The organism is Pseudomonas sp. LBUM1674, assembly GCF_059695635.1.
The window spans coordinates 477,033-495,432 of record NZ_CP166779.1; the positions used below are offsets into that span (position 1 = coordinate 477,033).

Consider the following 18,400-nt stretch of genomic DNA (forward strand, 5'->3'; position numbering starts at 1 on the left):
TCTATGGAAGCTCTGCGTCCGCTTTGAGACGCGGAGCGTCTCGGGCTGCATTCCCACGCAGAGCGTGGGAACGATCATCAGCTCCTACAGGCTGACTTTTTTACGCGGCACAATCTTCTTCAGCAGTTGTTTGGCCTTCCCACGCAACCGCGCCAGACCGGAATCCTTCCCCGGCGGGGTCAACCCCTGCTGTCGCACCCAATCCTTCCAGCGAATCCGTTCATCGCGTACCAGCCAGCCTTCCTGTCGGGCGAAACTTTCTGCCAGGTACAACCCGCGAGTACTCGCCGGGTACAACTGATCCTTTTTCAAGGTAAAGAGCTCGGCCATCGGCTGGCCGTCTTGCAGTGGCATCAAATAAAGGTCGGGACGCTTGCGGTCGAGCCGGGCCACCAGTTGATCGCCTTCCAGTCGCTCATCGACATGAAACAGGCTCAGGGATTTGGCTTCTTTGGGCACGTCCAGGCGCAGGTCATAGATCAGTTGCAACGAAGCCGTCGGCAAGTGCACGTAAGCCCGCGGACGTTCGATCAGCTGCAGGTTGGCGCAACGCACCGGTCGCGCCGCGCCTGACAACGGGGTCAGGCGAAAAGGCATGGCTTCACGGTAATGCAGGGCAGATGAGTAGGGCGCCGGCAACCAGGTGTCGTTGAAGCGTCCACCGAGCCAGCCTTCCGGCGTTTCCAGCAGGCACTCTTCGGCAATTTCCTGGATCGCGGTGTGAAGCGGCAGGTTCAGCTCGTGGGCCGGCACGTAACCGGAGATCAGTTTGAGCACCACATCGCCACGGTCTTGCCGTCGCTGACGCACCAACACCCAGTAATCGCGATTCTGCCAATGCAGGGTCAAGCGCACCGATACTCCGAGATTGGCCAGCTCCAGCGCGAAGCGTTCGGTGTCGGCTACGGTCACCGGGCGGCGACGTTGCAGGGTCTGGGAAAAATTGAGCGGCATCCCGACGCTCTGATAACTCAAGCCTTCGGGGGTCGCTTCGACGAATAACGGCAGGGTCTTGAAGTTGCTCGGGTTCTTTCTTATGAGCGTACGCGGCATGTCGGCTCCTGCTTAAGGCCGCGTCGGCGGCGTCAGTTTCTACGTAGGACCTGGGCAACGGTCGCGACGTTGTGGGCGAGGTGCAGCGGATTGATGGTCCCGACAATAGCACTGGCGACACCCGGATGTTCGAACAACAATTCGAAGCTGGCGCGCACCGGGTCCACGCCCGGGCTCAGGCAGGCGTGACCGCTGGCGAGGGCTTTTTTGACCAGGATGGCTTTGCCGTGGGCAGCAGCATAGTCAATCACCGGCTTCTCGTTCTGTTCGTTCAGATTGTAGGTGATCATGGCGCAATCACCCTGTTCCAGAGCCTTCAAACCGCCTTCGACAGTTTTTCCGGAAAAGCCGAAACCGCGAATCTTGCCTTGGCGCTTGAGCTCGGCAAGGGTCGCATAGACTTCGCTGTCATTGAGGATCGCCAGGTCGTTGCCATCGGAATGCACCAGCACCAGGTCGATAAAATCCGTTTCCAGACGTTGCAGACTGCGTTCCACCGAGAATCGGGTATGCGCGGCACTGAAATCGTGTCGGGACTGACCGTCGGCAAACTCTTCGCCGACCTTGCTGACGATCACCCAGTCCTGGCGCTGGCCACGCAATAACGGGCCAAGGCGTTCTTCGCTGCGGCCATAGGCCGGGGCTGTATCGATCAGGTTGATGCCCAGGTCGCGCGCGAGTTTGAGCAGCATGCGCGCTTCGTCATCGTCGGGGATCTGGAAACCGTTGGGGTACTTCACGCCTTGGTCGCGGCCGAGTTTTACCGTGCCCAGGCCCAGGGGCGAAACCAGCAGGCCGGTGCTGCCCAGAGGGCGATGCAGATCGTGCAGGGTGGGTTGGCTCATGGCAGCAGTTGCTCCCAGGCTGGAATGCCCATCGGCGGTTTTGGCAGCTCAGGCAGCGGTGCCGGATGGCCTGGCTGGATGCCGTCACGTTGCAAAGAACTGATGACGCGGTCGGCGAAGTCTGGCGCCAGTGCCAGTTTGGTGGGCCAACCGACCAGCAGCCGGCCCTCTTCGGCAAGAAACGCGTTGTCGGGGCGGGTCAATCCGGATTGTAGCGGCTCGGCGCGATCCACGCGCAAGGTCGCCCACTGCGCCGTGCTCAGGTCGATCCATGGCAGCAACTGGCCGAGTTCTTTGCGGGCCGTGGCGATTTGCGCGGCGGGGTCGCGGGCGACACCTTCGGCTTCGGCAATATCGCCACCCAGGTACCAGACCCATTGTCCGTCGGCGGCCGGGTGCGTGGTCACGGTGATACGCGGTTTGGTACCGCCGCCCAGGCAGTGGGCGTACAGCGGTTTGAGGCCCGGGCCTTTGGCGATGATCATGTGCAACGGCCGGCGTTGCATGGCGGGATGGGTCAGACCCAATGTTTCAAGCAAGCTCGCGGTGCCGGCGCCGGCGCTCAAGACGATGCGCTGGGCGCGGATCTCGCGCTCATCCACCTTCAGGCCGATCAGTTTCCCACCCTCCAGCAACGGTTCGATCTTCCGCCCGGCGAGCAAGCTGTCACCCGCCAGATCGGCCAGGCGCTGGATCAGGCTGGGTACGTCGATCACCAGTTCCGCCAGCCGATAGACCTTGCCTTTGAAGCGCTTGTCTTGCAGGGCCGGTGGCAATTGTTCACCGGTGACCTGATCGACGCGACCGCGCACAGCTTTGCTGGCGAAGAAGCTGGTGAGATTGCCGGCGAGGGTGCCGGGAGACCAGAGGTAATGCGCTTCGGACAGCAGACGCACGCCGGACAGGTCCAGCTCACCGTCCCCGGCCAGCGCTTCACGCCAGCGGCGCGGCATGTCGGCGATGGCTTCCGAGGCACCCGTCAGGGCGCCATGCAGTGCGTACTTGGCGCCGCCGTGGATGATCCCCTGGGATTTCACACTCTGCCCGCCACCGAGGCTGGCGCTTTCCACCAGCACGGTCGAAAAACCCTGGCGGCGCAGGCGCGCATTCAGCCAGAGCCCGGCGACACCAGCGCCGACAATCAGAACGTCGGTGGAAATAACGGATGGCATGCAGCGACCTCAGTGTTCAAGACGAGGGCGCAGTATACAGACTCGACGAAGAGGGGATTTGGTGGTGATCAATAGGGCGGATGCAAAACCTGTGGGAGCGAGCTTGCTCCGGGCGGCGTTCCGACGATAGCGATGGGTCAGTCAACATTGATGCTGAATGTTATGTCGCCATCGCGAGCAAGCTCGCTCCCACAATGATTGGGCTTCGGATCTTAATGACCGGCAGTCTTGGAGAACAGCTGAATCACTACGACGCCCAATACGATCAACGCCATCCCCAGCATCGCCGGCACATCCAGCTTCTGTCCGTAGATAAACAGTGCCGCGACGCTGACCATCACGATGCCCATGCCGGCCCAAACGGCGTAGGCCACGCCCACCGGAACGCTGCGCACCACCAGCGTCAGCATCCAGAACGCAATGCCATAACCGACGATGACCAGAATCAGTGGCAGCGGTGTGCTGAAACCCTTGACTGCTTTCATCGAGACAGTGGCGATCACTTCGGCGCAGATGGCAATGGCCAGGTAGTAGTAAGCGGTCATGGGTCAATCCTCGAATGAAGTGTTGCTTTGCGAGTTCGGCATTCTAGAGATTCTCCAGATGCGGTAAAGTCATTACCTATCTGTTTCAGCGATGGGTTTGGCCATGAACATGCAGTGGAATCTGGATCAACTGCGCTTGTTTGTCAGCGTGGCGGAGCAACGTTCGTTTTCTGCCGTGGCGCGGGAGCAGCGCAAGGCGCAGTCGGCGGTCAGCAGCTCGATTGCGCTGCTGGAAGAGGATTTGGGCGTCAGCCTGTTCGATCGCAGCAGTGGCCGCCAGCCGAAACTCACCGAGGCCGGCAATGCCTTGCTGGACGAGGCGCGGGAAGTGCTGCGTCAATGTGAGCGCCTCAACGGCCGGGCCCTGGCGATGATGCGCGGCCAGGAGGCTCGTCTGCGTGTGGCTCAGGATGAAGCCATGCCCTATCAACCGATCATCGAAAGCTTCGAAGCCCTGGCGGAAAAATTTCCCAGTCTTGAAGTGCAATTGACCAGCGCAGCCCAGGGCGATGTGGCGCGCAAACTGGTGGAGCGTCGGGCCGATCTGGGCTTGCTGTTTTATCACGATCAGATCCCCGAAGCTCTCGAGCGGCGGGTGTTGGGCAGTGTTGAAATGGTCACGGTGTGTGGCGTCGGGCATCCACTGGCGCAGCAGTCTCGGGTCGACTGCCAGCAACTGGCACAGCATCGGCAGTTGTTGATGTCCACCCAGTCCAGCGTTTATCCCGGCAGTGAGCCCGCCAGTCCGCAGGTCTGGCGGGCCGACAGCTTCTACGTGATGGCCGAATGGCTGGTGCGCGGCCTCGGCTGGGCCTGGCTACCGCGACACGTGGTGCAATATCCGGCTTATCAAGGGCTGATGGTCGAACTGGACAGCGAATGGACCCCGCCAGCGTTGATCGTGGAACTGGTCTGGCGCCGCGACGAGCCCCTCGGTCCGGCCGCCCGTTGGCTGGCGGAACGTTTTGCCGTGCACTTGCAGGCGATTGGCGAAAAAACCGATAAACTCCGCCGCCATGAATAGAACTCTCTACACCGCGCTGTTTTACCTGGGGCTGCCATTGGTAGCGATTCGTCTGTGGCTGCGGGCGCGCAAGGCGCCGGCATACGCCAAGCGCATTGGCGAACGTTTCTCCCTCGCACTGCCAGCGATGAAACCGGGCGGTATCTGGGTGCACGCGGTATCCGTGGGCGAAAGCATTGCCGCGGCGCCGATGATTCGCGCCTTGCTGCAACGTTATCCGACACTGCCGATTACCGTGACCTGCATGACCCCCACCGGTTCGGAACGCATCCAGGCACTGTTCGCCAATGAGCCGCGTATTCAGCACTGCTATCTGCCCTACGACTTGCCCTGCGCCGCGGCGCGATTTCTTGATCGGGTCCGGCCGACACTGGCAGTGATCATGGAAACCGAGCTCTGGCCGAACCATATTCATCAGTGCGCCAAGCGCGGGATTCCCGTGGCGCTGGCCAATGCGCGCCTGTCCGAACGTTCGGCCAAGGGATATGGGCGTTTCAGGAAATTGACCCGGCCGATGCTCACCGAGATGAGCCTGTTCGCGGTGCAGACCGAGGCCGAGGCTCAACGCTTCCGTGACTTGGGTGCGCGTCCGGAAACGGTCGAAGTGACCGGTTCGATCAAGTTCGACCTGACCATCGACCCGGCATTGCTCCAGCGTGCCGCCGCGTTGCGTGCGCAATGGCAGGCGCAAGAGCGTCCGGTATGGATCGCCGCCAGCACCCATGAAGGTGAAGACGAAGTGGTGCTGGCGGCTCATCGCCAGTTGCTCACCCGTCATCCCGATGCGTTGCTGATTCTGGTGCCGCGCCATCCGGAGCGTTTCAATGCGGTGTTCGAGTTGTGCCGGCAGCAGGGTTTCGCGACTGTGCGCCGTTCCACGGGCGAGCCGGTGACTGCGGGTACTTCGGTGTTGCTGGGCGACACCATGGGCGAATTGCTGTTTCTTTATGCCCTGGCCGACAGTGCCTTCGTTGGCGGCAGCCTGGTGCCAAACGGCGGGCATAACCTGCTGGAACCTGCTGCGTTGGCCAAGCCGGTGTTGAGCGGACCGCACCTGTTCAACTTCTTCGAAATCGCCGCGCAGTTGCGCAGTGCGGGGGCGTTGCAGGAAGTGGAGGACGCTGAGGGCTTGGCGGTGGCGGTGCAGCGGCTGTTCGAGTTGCCCAGGGACGCGCAGCGGATCGCAGAGGCAGGATTGAAAGTGATGCGCGGCAATCAGGGCGCGTTGCAGCGGTTACTGGATGGGTTGGGGCGGTTGATCGACCGTTAGACCGTGTTGCCGGAACCAAAAAGATCGCAGCCTGCGGCAGCTCCTACAGGGGAATGCATTCCAAGGTAGGAGCTGCCGAAGGCTGCGATCTTTTGCTTTTAAGGTCTGGCTTTCAACTGATCCGCCGCAGCCTTGGCCAGATCCGGCGGCAGGAAGTCCTTGTCCGGGTTGTAATCGGGCTTGAGATAGCGCTTGAGGTCCTGCAGATCCCCTGGATTCAACGTGCCGGCCGCTTGCTTGAGGCGCAGGTTGTCGAGGATGTAGTCGTAGCGGGTGTTGTTATAGTTGCGCACCGAGGTGTACAGCTGACGCTGGGCATCCAGCACGTCAACGATGTTGCGCGTACCCACCTGATAACCGATTTCGGTCGCTTCCACGGCGCTCTGGTTCGAGATGATCGACTGCTTGCGCGCCTGCACCTGCTCGACGTCGGTGTTCACCGCGCGGTGCAGGTTGCGGGTATTTTCCACCACTTGCCGACGCAGGCCTTCGCGCTGTTGTTCGGTCTGATCCAGGCGTGAGTAAGACTCGCGAACCTGTGAGGTGGTCAGGCCGCCACTGTAGATCGGGATACTCAATTGCAGGGCCAGCGTGCGCTGCTCGACGTTGCCTCCATAAGCCTGGGGGAAAGCGTTCGGGTTGCTGAAACCCAGGGCGTCGTTGTCGCCCTTCTCGTATTTCGCCACGGCATCCAGGGTCGGTGCGTGACCCGCCTTTCGCTGCTTGAGGGTTTCTTCGGCGGCGCTGACCGCGTAGTTGCTGGCCAGCAGATTCAGGTTCTGCCTGGCTGCGGTGTCGACCCAGGCCTTGGCATCGTTCGGTGCCGGCGGCAGGATCGGCAGCGTGTGGACGATACCCTGGATCGAGTTGTACTGCCGGTTGGTCAGGGTGATCAACGCTTCGAACGCGTCGTCCACCTGGCGTTGCGCAACGATCCGATTGGCCCGCGCCGTGTCGTAGCTGGCCTGGGATTGCAGCACATCGGTCTTGTCCGAGAGGCCGACGTCGAAGCGTTCGTTGGACTGATCGAGCTGGCGCTTGAAGGCGGCTTCTTCGGCCTTGGTCGAGGCCAGGTTGTCCTGGCTGCGCAACACGTTGAAGTAGCTTTCTGCCGTTTGCAGAATCAGGTTCTGCTCGGTCGCCGAGAGCTGCAGCGCAGCCTGTTCGTTGACGTCCTTGGCGGCCTGATACTGGAACCAGCGATCGGCGCGGAATAGTGGCTGGGCGAGGGTCGCCTGGTAGGAGTTGGCGCTGCGGTTGGCAATGGCCGCCGGCTGATCGATATCGGTACGCACGTTGGCGACCTGGGCGCCGCCGGAAATGTTTGGCAGCAAGCCGGCGCGGGCCTGGGGCACGACTTCTTTCTGGGCGCCGTACTGGGCCCGGGCGGCGGCCAGGTCGGCGTTGTTATCCACCGCTTCCTGATAGACGCTGACCAGGTCGGTGTTGGTCGATAAGGGCGCTTCTGCTGCCCAGGCCATTCCATTGGACGCACAAGACACGGCAAGGGCCAGTGAGAGTTTGCGCAGCATGAGGCCATCCCTAAAAAATTACGCTGATAATTTGAGCGCCAAGGCTACGGCGCGGCGCCCTGCAGCGTCAAGGCAGAGCGTCAAGGCGCGGTATGGCGTAGCGAGTGTAGTTGCGCACACGTTCGGCAACAATCCTGTAATTGCGCCATTCATCATGGTGTTTAAAGCGGGGTTGGCGTTCTTTGCCAGTTGTGTCTAGACTGGCCACGTTCTTGTCGGGGTGCCTTGCTATGAGGCTGAGATCGAATAATTTCGGATCCCGTTGAACCTGATCAGGTTAACGCCTGCGTAGGGAACAAGATTTCTCGTCACCCGGCGAGTCCTCTTGTGCTTCGTCCGGGATGTTGTTCGACAATCGAACAGCCCTCGTGCACTGAGCACAGCACAGCTGGTTTTTTCAGCGCCCGTGCGTCCATTCGTTTACAGGTTCGCTCCGACAAAAATCCACTGCCTGGATGTGTTCGGAGAGCCCGTGATGACGATAAAACTAAAAGACAATACGAACCTGAGTGACTCGGCCAAGGTCGATCAACAATCGGTTCAGCCGTTTACCCGCTCGCAAAAAATCTACGTTCAAGGCTCGCGCCCGGACATTCTCGTGCCGATGCGCGAAGTGAGCCTCGACGTGACCCCGACCGAATTCGGCGGCGAGATCAATGCGCCAGTGGTGGTGTATGACACCTCGGGCCCGTACACCGACCCCAACGTCATCATCGACGTACGCAAAGGCCTGGCCGATGTGCGCTCGCCGTGGATCGAAGCCCGTGGCGACACCGAGCGTCTGCCCGGCTTGAGCTCCAACTTTGGCCGCGAACGCCTCGCCGATGCGGAGCTGACCAAGCTGCGTTTCGCCCACGTGAACAACCCGCGCCGCGCCAAGGCCGGGGGCAACGTCACCCAGATGCACTACGCCCGCCAAGGCATCATCACGCCCGAGATGGAATACGTCGCCATCCGCGAAAACATGAAGCTCGAAGTGGCCCGCGCCGCCGGGCTGCTGGACCAGCAACACGCCGGTTACAGCTTCGGCGCCAGCGTGCCGAAAATCATCACCCCCGAATTTGTCCGTGAAGAGATCGCCCGCGGCCGCGCAATCATCCCGGCCAACATCAACCACACCGAACTGGAACCGATGATCATCGGCCGTAACTTCCTGGTGAAGATCAACGGCAACATTGGCAACAGTGCACTGGGTTCGTCCATCGAAGAAGAAGTGGCGAAACTGACCTGGGGCATTCGCTGGGGCGCGGACAACATCATGGACTTGTCCACCGGCAAGCATATTCACGAAACCCGCGAGTGGATCATCCGTAACTCGCCGGTGCCGATCGGTACCGTGCCGATCTATCAGGCCCTGGAAAAAGTCGGCGGCGCTGCCGAAGACCTGACCTGGGAGCTGTTCCGCGACACGCTGATCGAGCAGGCCGAGCAGGGCGTCGACTATTTCACCATCCACGCCGGCGTGCTGTTGCGTTACGTACCGCTGACCGCCAAGCGCGTGACCGGCATCGTCTCCCGGGGTGGTTCGATCATGGCCAAGTGGTGCCTGGCGCACCACAAAGAGAACTTCCTCTACACCCATTTCGAAGACATCTGCGAAATCATGAAGGCCTACGACGTCAGCTTCTCGCTGGGCGATGGCCTGCGTCCGGGTTCGATTGCCGATGCCAACGACGCGGCCCAATTCGGCGAGCTGGAAACCCTCGGCGAACTGACCAAGATCGCCTGGAAGCACGACGTACAAACCATGATCGAAGGCCCGGGCCACGTGCCGATGCAGTTGATCAAGGAGAACATGGACAAGCAGCTCGAGTGCTGCGACGAAGCGCCGTTCTACACCCTCGGCCCGCTGACCACCGACATCGCGCCCGGCTACGACCACATCACCTCCGGCATCGGTGCGGCGATGATCGGCTGGTTCGGCTGCGCCATGCTCTGCTATGTGACGCCGAAGGAACACTTGGGCCTGCCGAACAAGGATGACGTGAAGACCGGGATCATCACTTACAAGATCGCCGCGCATGCCGCCGATCTCGCGAAGGGGCATCCGGGCGCACAGATACGCGACAATGCCTTGAGCAAGGCGCGTTTCGAATTCCGTTGGGAGGACCAGTTCAACCTTGGCCTTGATCCGGACACCGCTCGTTCGTATCACGATGAGACGCTGCCGAAGGATTCGGCCAAGGTCGCGCACTTCTGCTCCATGTGCGGGCCGAAATTCTGCTCGATGAAAATCACTCAGGAAGTCCGTGAATACGCGGCCAACCAGCGGATCGAAACGATCGATGCCGAAGTCGCCCAGGGCTTGGCGGAACAGGCAGAGCGGTTCAAGCAGGAAGGCAGTCAGCTGTACAAGAAGGTTTGATCCCGTACTGATCGTTCCCACGCTCTGCGTGGGAATGCAGCCCGTGACGCTCCGCGTCACTGGACGCGGAGCGTCCCTAGAGGCATTCCCACGCGGAGCGTGGGAACGATCACAACAAATGTCCCTCTGAGATAACACCCTTGAGCATTCAACCCAGCACTTATTCCCCCGACATCGCGGTGCCGACCGACAAACGCGTCTTCGGCGGTCGCGATCTGTTTTCCCTGTGGTTTTCCCTCGGCATCGGCCTGATGGTGCTGCAGACCGGTGCCCTGCTCGCGCCCGGCCTGGGCCTGTCCGGCTCGCTGCTGGCGATTTTCCTTGGCACGCTGGTCGGCGTTCTGCTGCTGGCCGCCGTCGGCGTGATCGGCAGTGACACCGGCCTGTCGTCGATGGCCGCGCTGAAACTCAGCCTGGGCAAACGTGGCGCGAGCCTGCCGGCGGTGCTGAACCTGCTGCAACTGATCGGTTGGGGCTCGTTCGAAATCATCGTGATGCGTGATGCCGCCAGCCTGTTGGGCGCTCGTGCCTTCAGTGAAGGTAGCCTGCTGTCCAATCCGCTACTTTGGACGTTGTTCTTCGGTGGATTGGCGACCTTGCTGGCCGTCAGCGGTCCACTGACATTCGTGCGGCAGATCTTGCGCAAGTGGGGCATCTGGCTGCTGCTGGCCGCGTGCATCTGGCTGACCTGGAACCTGTTCGCCAAAGCCGATCTGGCGGCGTTGTGGGCGCAGGCCGGTGATGGTTCGATGCCGTTCGCCGTGGGCTTCGACATCGCCATCGCCATGCCCCTGTCCTGGCTGCCGCTGATCGCCGACTATTCGCGTTTCGGCAAACGGGCGAAAAATGTGTTCGGCGGTACCGCGATAGGCTTCTTTATCGGTAACTTCTGGCTGATGAGCCTGGGCGTGGCCTACACCCTGGCGTTCGCGCCGAGCGGTGAAGTCAATGCCTTGCTGTTGGCGCTGGCCGGTGCCGGCCTGGGGATTCCGCTGCTGCTGATTCTGTTGGACGAGTCGGAGAACGCCTTTGCCGATATTCACTCGGCGGCAGTGTCGAGCGGGATTCTGTTGCGCTTGAAAGTCGAGCATCTGGCGCTGGCCATCGGCGTGATCTGCACCTTGATCGCCTGCCTGGCACCCTTGGCCCAGTACCAGAATTTCCTGCTGTTGATCGGTTCGGTGTTTGCGCCGCTGTTCGGCGTAGTGCTGGTGGATCACTTCATCTTGCGCAAACGTTCTGCTCAAGTGATGGCAAGCGCATTGCGCTGGCCGGCGCTGCTCGCCTGGCTGGGCGGGGTGAGCACCTATCACTTGCTGGCCAATCTGTACCCGGATGTCGGCGCAACCCTGCCGGCGCTGGTGCTGGCAGGGCTGCTGCAGCTGGTACTGGGCCGGGCCTTCAGCTACGGCCGGGAAACAGCTCGGGCTTGAGAATGCCGTTCAGGCGAGGGTAGGGGATCTTCAATTCGACGTGGCCCAGTGCGTAAGGCGCAATGGTGCTCACTTCGTACTTGAGGATCACCCCGCCATACGTCAGTGCCACGTTCTGGGTTTTCACGAAGGGCCAGCTCTTCACGAACTCCGGTTCCTGATCGAGCTTGGTGCTGATCAGCCAGCTGTTGTGCGCTACTTGCGCGGCTTTCCAGAACGCTTCTTCCTGCCCCGGGACCAGCATGTCCGACAGGGTCAGCACCTTATGCTGCTGGCGCGAATAGTTGATGAAGCTACGGCCCGGCGTGCCATGGGCACCGCCGGTGTCCAGGTAGCTGGAAAACTCGACGATCACCAAGCCGTCATGCTGCTCACGTACCTTGGCTTGCAGGTAGCTGCTGTGACGCGGACCTGCACTGCTCAAAAATTGCTCGCGATACGCGGCCAGCGTCGGCGCCACCGGGGCGTCGGGCGAGGTGCGGGTCATTTGCAGCAAACGTTTTTCGATGATGCCATCCAGTGCCGGTTCGGCAGGGAAGCGCAGGGTGTCGATGTTCACCAACGGGCAGTCCTGGCTGGTGCAGCCCGGTTTCAGCTGTTCGGAGGCATCGCGGGTGGTTTCCAGCGGTGCCCGGTAGCTGGGCTGGAACAGACTCTGGCAGGCGCCCAGGGTCAGGGCGATTGCAGCCACGGAGGCGATTTTAAAAAGCGACATGGGCGTCCTTCATAAAACAGGGAAAGGCGAAAAGTTACCCGCTTCGACTCTCGGCGCAGGAATCAGTTCGCCACTAAGCTAATTAGAGTTGGTTTCGCCCTCACCGTCTATCCCGCTCGCTGGAAAGGGGCTGCATCAAAGGTCGCGGGCGCGTTAGGATGGCGCGAAGTCGAGGCTGGAGCCTCGGTGTAGAAACGAGGATTGTCATGACTGATATTGCCAACGCCATTCCGACCGCCGTTGAGATCGTTCGGCGCGAAAAGTGCTTCGAGGGCTTTTACAAGCTCGACCGCGTGCACTTGCGCCATGAATTGTTCGCTGGCGGCATGAGCCGCGAGATCAGCCGTGAAGTGTTTGTTCGCCACGATGCGGTGTGCGTGCTGCCTTACGATCCGCAGCGCGATGAAGTGGTGTTGATCGAGCAGTTTCGCGTCGGCGCCATGGGCAAGATCGACAATCCGTGGCTGGTCGAACTGGTCGCTGGTCTGATCGATAAGGATGAAGAACCGGAAGAAGTTGCTCACCGCGAAGCGCAGGAGGAAGCTGGGCTTGTATTCGGGGCGCTTTGGCCGATGACCAAATATTTTCCATCGCCGGGCGGCAGCAATGAATTCGTGCATTTGTACCTGGGGCGTTGCGACACTACCGGAGTCGGCGGCCTGCATGGGCTGGAGGAAGAAGCAGAAGATATCCGCGTCACGGTCTGGGCTTTCGAAGATGCCCTGCAGGCCGTACGCGACGGACGAATTGCCAACGCGGCCAGCATCATTGCCTTGCAATGGTTAGCTTTGAACCGCGCTGAAGTGAGGGGGTTATGGTCGTAAACAAGCTGCGCGATCGCTATCGGGTGGACCTCGTGGGGCTGCAAGCGTCCTGCGAGGCCAACTACGCGCGCCTCATGCGACTGTTGCCGGACATGCGCAACGAGCCCGCGGCGCGGCGCATTGCCGTGACCCATGGCGACCAGATGCTCGGCGTGCTGGCCCTGGAGGTGCTGCAGGTCTGTCCGTACACCACGACCCTGCAAGTGCGCCAGGAACACAGCCTGCCATGGCTGCCGGTGCCACAACTGGAAGTTCAGGTCTATCACGACGCGTGCATGGCCGAAGTGGTCAGCGCCGAACATGCACGACGCTTTCGCGGCATCTATCCTTACCCGAACGCCGCCATGCACCAGCCTGACGAAAAGGCCCAGCTGAATATGTTTCTGGGCGAGTGGCTGAGCCATTGCCTGGCCTGCGGACACGAGTATGCGGTTGTGCGCTGATGTGAACTGCGTCAGGTTTACAGTTTCCCCTTTTGGTCGTCCCCCAGCATAATTGCGGCACTCATCCATCCCCGTGATCTCGCCCCGGGAGAACGCCTTGCCACGCGTATCCACATTGACCATCGCCGATCCGGCGTTGCTGGTGCAACTCTCCGACAGTCATCTGTTTGCCGAGGCGGCTGGCACATTGCTGGGCATGAACACCCGTGACAGCCTGCAACACGTCATCGAGCTGGTACGGTTGCAACAGCCACGGATCGATCTGATCATTGCCAGTGGTGATCTTTCCCAGGACGGGACGCTGGAGTCCTATCAGCAGTTCCGCGACCTGACCCGCCAGCTCGATGCACCGACGCGCTGGATTCCCGGCAATCACGACGAGCCACGGATCATGGCTGAGGCGGCCGTGCAGAGTGCGTTGCTGGAGCCCGTGGTGGATGTCGGTAACTGGCGAGTCACGTTGCTGGATTCGGCAGTACCGGGCTCGGTGCCGGGGTATCTGGAAGACGAACAGTTGCAGTTGCTGGCGCGCTCGCTGAGCGAGGCGCCGGAGCGGCATCATTTGGTGTGCTTCCACCATCATCCGGTGTCGATTGGCTGTGCGTGGATGGAGCCGATAGGGTTGCGTAATCCAGAGGCGCTGTTTTCGGTACTGGATCGATTCCCGCAGGTGCGTGCTGTGTTGTGGGGGCATGTGCATCAAGAGATCGACCGGGAGCGTAATGGCGTGCGGCTGATTGCCTCGCCGTCGACCTGCATTCAGTTCGAACCGGGGAGTGAGGATTTCAAGGTGGGGGATCAGGCACCGGGGTATCGCTGGTTGCGGCTGTTGCCCGATGGCCAGCTGGAAACCGGTGTGGAGCGCGTCACTGGTTTCGATTTCCAGGTCGATTACGGTTCCAACGGCTACTGACACTTTTGGTAGGAGCTGTCGAGTGCAACGAGGCTGCGATCTTTTGATCTTGCTTTTGAAAAACAAAAACAAAAGATCGCAGCCTCGTTGCACTCGACAGCTCCTACAGGGATCGCATTCATCAGCACCCAACGCGCACGAGTCCCTGTAAACTGCGCCTCTTTACCCGACGCACAGGGAGCTCAAATGTCCGGTTCGATCCTTTATATCCATGGTTTCAACAGCGCGCCGGCGTCGAACAAGGCCACTCGGTTGATTCAGGTGATGGACCAACTGGGCTTGAGCGATCAGTTGCGCGTTCCATATTTGCATCACCATCCCCGTGAGGCCATCGGTCAGCTGCAGCAGGCGATTGAGGAGCTCGGGCGGCCATTGCTGGTCGGCAGCTCACTCGGCGGCTACTATGCGACTCACTTGGCCGAACGCCATGGCCTCAAGGCCCTGTTGATCAACCCTGCCGTCAGTCCGCACCGGATGTTCGACGGGTATCTGGGGGCGCAGAAAAACCTGTATACCGATGAGGCCTGGGAGTTGACCCACGACCACGTGACGGCTCTGGCCGAGCTGGAAGTGCCAGCGCCCCAGGATCCGCAGCGGTTTCAGGTATGGTTGCAAACCGGTGACGAAACGCTGGACTACCGCCTCGCCCAGCAGTATTACCGAGCCTGTGCCTTGCGCATCCAGGCCGGCGGCGACCATGGTTTCCAGGGTTTTGCCGAGCAACTTCCGGCAATGCTGAGTTTTGCCGGCATTGGCGCAGATTTGTATCAGGCGATTGATTTCACTGCACTGTGACGCCTTGCCCCCTTTTTACTGAGCACTTTTTTCACTGAAGGACGACGAGACCCCATGGCCACTCCCAGCGCTAGCTCCTATAACGCAGACGCCATCGAAGTCCTCTCGGGCCTCGACCCGGTGCGCAAACGCCCCGGCATGTACACCGATACCAGTCGGCCGAATCACCTCGCCCAGGAAGTCATCGACAACAGCGTCGATGAAGCCTTGGCCGGGCACGCGACCTCGGTGCAGGTCATCCTGCACGCCGATCACTCCCTGGAAGTCAGCGACGACGGCCGTGGCATGCCGGTGGACATTCACCCCGAAGAAGGTGTGTCGGGCGTTGAGTTGATCCTCACCAAGCTCCATGCCGGCGGCAAGTTTTCCAACAAGAACTACCAGTTCTCCGGCGGTCTGCACGGGGTGGGTATTTCGGTGGTCAACGCCTTGTCGAACGAAGTCCGGGTGCGCGTGAAGCGTGACGGCAACGAATACCAGATGACTTTCGCCGATGGTTACAAGAAAACCGAACTGGAAGTGATCGGCACCGTCGGCAAACGCAACACCGGCACCAGCGTGTTCTTCGCGCCGGACCCGAAGTACTTCGATTCCCCGAAATTCTCCATCAGCCGCCTCAAGCACGTGCTCAAGGCCAAGGCCGTACTGTGCCCGGGGCTGCTGGTCAGTTTTGAAGACAAGGCCACCGGCGAGAAAGTCGAATGGCATTACGAAGACGGCCTGCGATCCTACCTGGTGGACGCAGTCAGCGAATTCGAGCGCCTGCCCGACGAGCCGTTTTGCGGCAGCCTGGCCGGTAACAAAGAAGCGGTCGACTGGGCGTTGCTGTGGTTGCCGGAAGGCGGTGACAGCGTCCAGGAAAGCTACGTCAACCTGATCCCGACGGCGCAGGGCGGGACTCACGTCAACGGGCTGCGTCAGGGCTTGCTCGACGCCATGCGCGAGTTCTGTGAATTCCGCAGCCTGCTGCCGCGGGGCGTGAAGCTGGCGCCGGAAGATGTCTGGGAGCGCATCGCCTTCGTCCTGTCGATGAAAATGCAGGAGCCACAATTTTCCGGCCAGACCAAAGAGCGACTGTCATCCCGTGAAGCGGCCGCGTTCGTTTCCGGTGTGGTCAAGGACGCCTTCAGCCTGTGGCTCAACGCCCACCCCGAAACCGGCATGCTGCTGGCGGAACTGGCGATCAACAACGCCGGCCGCCGACTGAAGGCCAGCAAGAAAGTCGAGCGCAAGCGAATCACTCAAGGCCCGGCATTGCCGGGCAAGCTCGCCGACTGCGCCGGGCAGGACCCGATGCGTTCCGAGCTGTTTCTGGTGGAAGGTGATTCCGCCGGCGGTTCGGCCAAGCAGGCGCGGGATAAAGAGTTCCAGGCGATCCTGCCGTTGCGCGGCAAGATTCTGAACACCTGGGAAGTCGACGGCAGCGAAGTGCTGGCCAGCCAGGAAGTGCACAACATCGCCGTGGCCATCGGTGTCGATCCAGGCTCGGCGGATATCGCCCAGCTGCGTTATGGCAAGATCTGCATCCTCGCCGACGCCGACTCCGACGGTTTGCACATCGCCACTTTGCTGTGCGCGTTGTTCGTCCAGCATTTCCGCCCGTTGGTGGATGCCGGTCACGTCTATGTCGCGATGCCGCCGCTGTACCGAATCGACCTGGGCAAAGAGATCTACTACGCCCTGGACGAGGCCGAGCGCGATGGCATTCTCGATCGCCTGGTGGCCGAGAAGAAGCGCGGCAAGCCCCAGGTCACCCGATTCAAGGGTCTGGGCGAAATGAACCCGCCACAGCTGCGCGAAACCACCATGGACCCGAACACCCGGCGCCTGGTGCAGTTGACGCTGGACGATTTCGAGGCGACCTCGGAAATGATGGACATGTTGCTGGCGAAGAAACGCGCCGGTGATCGCAAGTCCTGGCTGGAGTCCAAAGGCAACCTGGCGGAGGTTTTGGGCTGATGCGCCGAGGCTTTGCCTTGGCGTGTGCGTTGCTACTGACCTCGATGACGGTTGCTGCACAGCCTGTGCCAGAGTTGCATATGGTGTCCGCGAATGCCGTCGACGGCATGCGTGGCGGTAATCTGTCCGGGCTGGCCCAGTGTGGCAAGGACCTGTGGGCGGTTTCCGATCGCGACGATGATCAGATTTACCGCCTCGACACCCATGATGCCGTCTGGAATGCGGAGGCCGTGGGCATCGGTGTACCGCCGGTGCCTGACAGTGGATTACCCTGGGGCATACGGTCGCGGACCTGGGCGGCCTCATTAGCCCGTGGCGGAGATCTGGATTTCGAAGGCATCACCTGCGACAGCGCCGGTAATCGCTACATCGTCAGCGAGGCCCATGCGGCCGTGCTGCAAGTGCCCGCCACGGGACCTGCATCCTGGCTGAAAATCTCGCCGACCCTGGTTCGCGAAGCACGGGCCAGCGGCATGTTGCTGCGCTTCAATGCATTGTTCGAAGGCCTGGCGATCAATCCCGAAGGTGACACAGTGTGGCTGGCCGCCGAGCGCGAAAGCCGCGGGTTGCTGTTGATCAAGCGCCAGCAATCCGTCTGGGACTGCGATGGCGGCTGTGTGTTGCTGAGCGAGGCCGGAAAAGAAATGCAACCAGCACAATTTCCCGGCGCCAGGGCGATGCCCCGGGACTTTGCCGATCTGTCATTGTTCGACGGCAAGCTGTTTACCCTTGAACGCAATGTCTTCGAGATCTGCCGCCGCGACGCGCAGACGGCCAAGGTCGAGCGCTGCTGGTCGTATGCCGCCGAGGCATTGCAGGAAAACCGGCGTTATCCACAAGCCTATGGCCTGGAAGAAGCATTAATCGTGGACGCCGACGGCGCCTGGATTGGCATCGACAACAACAACGGTATACGCGCCGATGGCGAGGTACGTCCGATCGTGATGCGTTTTGCCGCGCCTGAGGGTGGCTGGAGTGCCAAGTCATGAGTCAGCAACCACCGGGCAAGCGCATCGGCCGGGTATTGATGGTGTTGGCGTGGTGCGCCGCGCTGTTTCTGGCCACGCGGTTTTTCGGGCAGTGGGAGCAGCGCCAGCAGAATCCAAACGCCGTTGTCAGCACGGAGCAGGGCGAAGGTTTTATCGAAGTAAAGCTTGCCAGCAATAATCAGGGACATTTTGTTGCCAGCGGCCAGATCAACGGTCAGCCGGTGGAATTCATGCTGGATACCGGGGCAACCGATGTGGCAATCCCCGGCGGCATGGCCGAACGGCTGAAACTGGAAAAGGGCTTCCCGGTGACCTTGAGCACGGCCAGCGGTCGTGCCGAGGGCTACCGAACCCGTATCGAGCGCCTGCAACTGGGCGACATTGTGCTGCGTGATGTGCGCGCCCTCGTCGTGCCCGGCCTGGAAGGCAATCAAGTGCTGCTCGGGATGAGCGCGCTGAACAAACTTGAATTTACCCAGCGCGGTGGCACCATGCTGCTGCGCCAGACAACGAACCGATGAGG

General features: G+C 61.1%; 17 protein-coding genes and 1 riboswitch. Of the genes, 11 read left to right on the top strand and 6 right to left on the bottom strand.

Annotated features, from left to right (window positions below; genetic code table 11):
* Positions 1-84 precede the first annotated feature (84 nt).
* From ACA067_RS02195 to ACA067_RS02210, 4 genes are all read right to left on the bottom strand, one after another.
* Positions 85-1,053 (bottom strand): metal ABC transporter ATPase, encoded by a 969-nt coding sequence (locus ACA067_RS02195; RefSeq protein WP_497460425.1) that lies wholly within the window; start codon positions 1,051-1,053, stop codon positions 85-87.
* Between the two features lie 32 nt (positions 1,054-1,085).
* Complete coding sequence (locus ACA067_RS02200; RefSeq protein ID WP_497460426.1) at positions 1,086-1,898, bottom strand: aldo/keto reductase; 813 nt, start codon at positions 1,896-1,898, stop codon at positions 1,086-1,088.
* Positions 1,895-3,070, bottom strand: a complete 1,176-nt coding sequence (locus ACA067_RS02205; protein WP_497460427.1) for an NAD(P)/FAD-dependent oxidoreductase — start codon at positions 3,068-3,070, stop codon at positions 1,895-1,897. Before ACA067_RS02205 ends, ACA067_RS02200 begins: the two co-directional genes overlap by 4 nt.
* 212 nt (positions 3,071-3,282) lie before the next feature.
* Positions 3,283-3,615, bottom strand: coding sequence for a DMT family transporter (locus ACA067_RS02210; protein WP_008027887.1), 333 nt, complete (start codon positions 3,613-3,615; stop codon positions 3,283-3,285).
* Positions 3,616-3,718: 103 nt separating this feature from the next.
* On the opposite strand from ACA067_RS02210, the gene ACA067_RS02215 reads away from it, so the two are divergent.
* Together ACA067_RS02215 and waaA are read left to right on the top strand one after the other, a co-directional pair.
* Complete coding sequence (locus ACA067_RS02215) at positions 3,719-4,639, top strand: LysR family transcriptional regulator (RefSeq protein WP_497460428.1); 921 nt, start codon at positions 3,719-3,721, stop codon at positions 4,637-4,639.
* Positions 4,632-5,909, top strand: coding sequence for a lipid IV(A) 3-deoxy-D-manno-octulosonic acid transferase (waaA, locus tag ACA067_RS02220; RefSeq protein ID WP_497460429.1), 1,278 nt, complete (start codon positions 4,632-4,634; stop codon positions 5,907-5,909). Before ACA067_RS02215 ends, waaA begins: the two co-directional genes overlap by 8 nt.
* A gap of 98 nt (positions 5,910-6,007) precedes the next feature.
* Here the strand turns inward: waaA and ACA067_RS02225 are convergent, their stop codons facing one another.
* Positions 6,008-7,441, bottom strand: coding sequence for a TolC family outer membrane protein (locus ACA067_RS02225; protein ID WP_497460430.1), 1,434 nt, complete (start codon positions 7,439-7,441; stop codon positions 6,008-6,010).
* 206 nt (positions 7,442-7,647) lie between these two features.
* Positions 7,648-7,753, top strand: a riboswitch (TPP riboswitch).
* Positions 7,754-7,916: 163 nt separating this feature from the next.
* On the opposite strand from ACA067_RS02225, the gene thiC reads away from it, so the two are divergent.
* Together thiC and cytX are read left to right on the top strand one after the other, a co-directional pair.
* Positions 7,917-9,806 carry a phosphomethylpyrimidine synthase ThiC gene (thiC, locus tag ACA067_RS02230; RefSeq protein ID WP_497460431.1) on the top strand — a complete coding sequence of 630 codons (1,890 nt, stop codon included), beginning with the start codon at positions 7,917-7,919 and terminating at the stop codon, positions 9,804-9,806.
* 140 nt (positions 9,807-9,946) lie between these two features.
* The gene (gene cytX, locus ACA067_RS02235) at positions 9,947-11,239 is read left to right on the top strand and encodes a putative hydroxymethylpyrimidine transporter CytX (RefSeq protein WP_497460432.1); all 1,293 of its coding nucleotides are present in this window, start codon (positions 9,947-9,949) and stop codon (positions 11,237-11,239) included.
* On the opposite strand, the gene ACA067_RS02240 is transcribed toward cytX, so the two are convergent.
* Positions 11,208-11,954 (bottom strand): RsiV family protein, encoded by a 747-nt coding sequence (locus ACA067_RS02240; RefSeq protein WP_307336593.1) that lies wholly within the window; start codon positions 11,952-11,954, stop codon positions 11,208-11,210. The genes cytX and ACA067_RS02240 overlap by 32 nt on opposite strands.
* A 206-nt stretch (positions 11,955-12,160) precedes the next feature.
* Here ACA067_RS02240 and ACA067_RS02245 point away from each other — a divergent pair, with 206 nt between their 5' ends.
* The 7 genes from ACA067_RS02245 (at position 12,161) to ACA067_RS02275 (ending at position 18,398) form a co-directional block, all read left to right on the top strand.
* Positions 12,161-12,778 carry an NUDIX domain-containing protein gene (locus ACA067_RS02245; RefSeq protein WP_497460433.1) on the top strand — a complete coding sequence of 206 codons (618 nt, stop codon included), beginning with the start codon at positions 12,161-12,163 and terminating at the stop codon, positions 12,776-12,778.
* Positions 12,769-13,221 (top strand): DUF1249 domain-containing protein, encoded by a 453-nt coding sequence (locus ACA067_RS02250; protein ID WP_064675587.1) that lies wholly within the window; start codon positions 12,769-12,771, stop codon positions 13,219-13,221. The genes ACA067_RS02245 and ACA067_RS02250 overlap by 10 nt, the downstream gene beginning before the upstream one ends.
* A gap of 97 nt (positions 13,222-13,318) precedes the next feature.
* A complete protein-coding gene (cpdA, locus tag ACA067_RS02255; RefSeq protein ID WP_497460434.1) occupies positions 13,319-14,134 on the top strand; it encodes a 3',5'-cyclic-AMP phosphodiesterase in 816 nt (271 codons plus the stop codon).
* A 186-nt stretch (positions 14,135-14,320) separates the two neighbouring features.
* Positions 14,321-14,929 (top strand): YqiA/YcfP family alpha/beta fold hydrolase, encoded by a 609-nt coding sequence (locus tag ACA067_RS02260; RefSeq protein ID WP_497460435.1) that lies wholly within the window; start codon positions 14,321-14,323, stop codon positions 14,927-14,929.
* A gap of 54 nt (positions 14,930-14,983) precedes the next feature.
* Positions 14,984-16,888: a DNA topoisomerase IV subunit B gene (gene parE, locus ACA067_RS02265; RefSeq protein ID WP_497460436.1), complete on the top strand. Its 1,905-nt coding sequence runs from the start codon at positions 14,984-14,986 to the stop codon at positions 16,886-16,888.
* Entirely contained in the window at positions 16,888-17,877 is a 990-nt protein-coding gene (locus ACA067_RS02270; RefSeq protein WP_497460437.1) for an esterase-like activity of phytase family protein, read from the top strand. Before parE ends, ACA067_RS02270 begins: the two co-directional genes overlap by 1 nt.
* Positions 17,874-18,398: a retropepsin-like aspartic protease family protein gene (locus tag ACA067_RS02275; protein WP_497460438.1), complete on the top strand. Its 525-nt coding sequence runs from the start codon at positions 17,874-17,876 to the stop codon at positions 18,396-18,398. The genes ACA067_RS02270 and ACA067_RS02275 overlap by 4 nt, the downstream gene beginning before the upstream one ends.
* Positions 18,399-18,400: the final 2 nt, after the last annotated feature.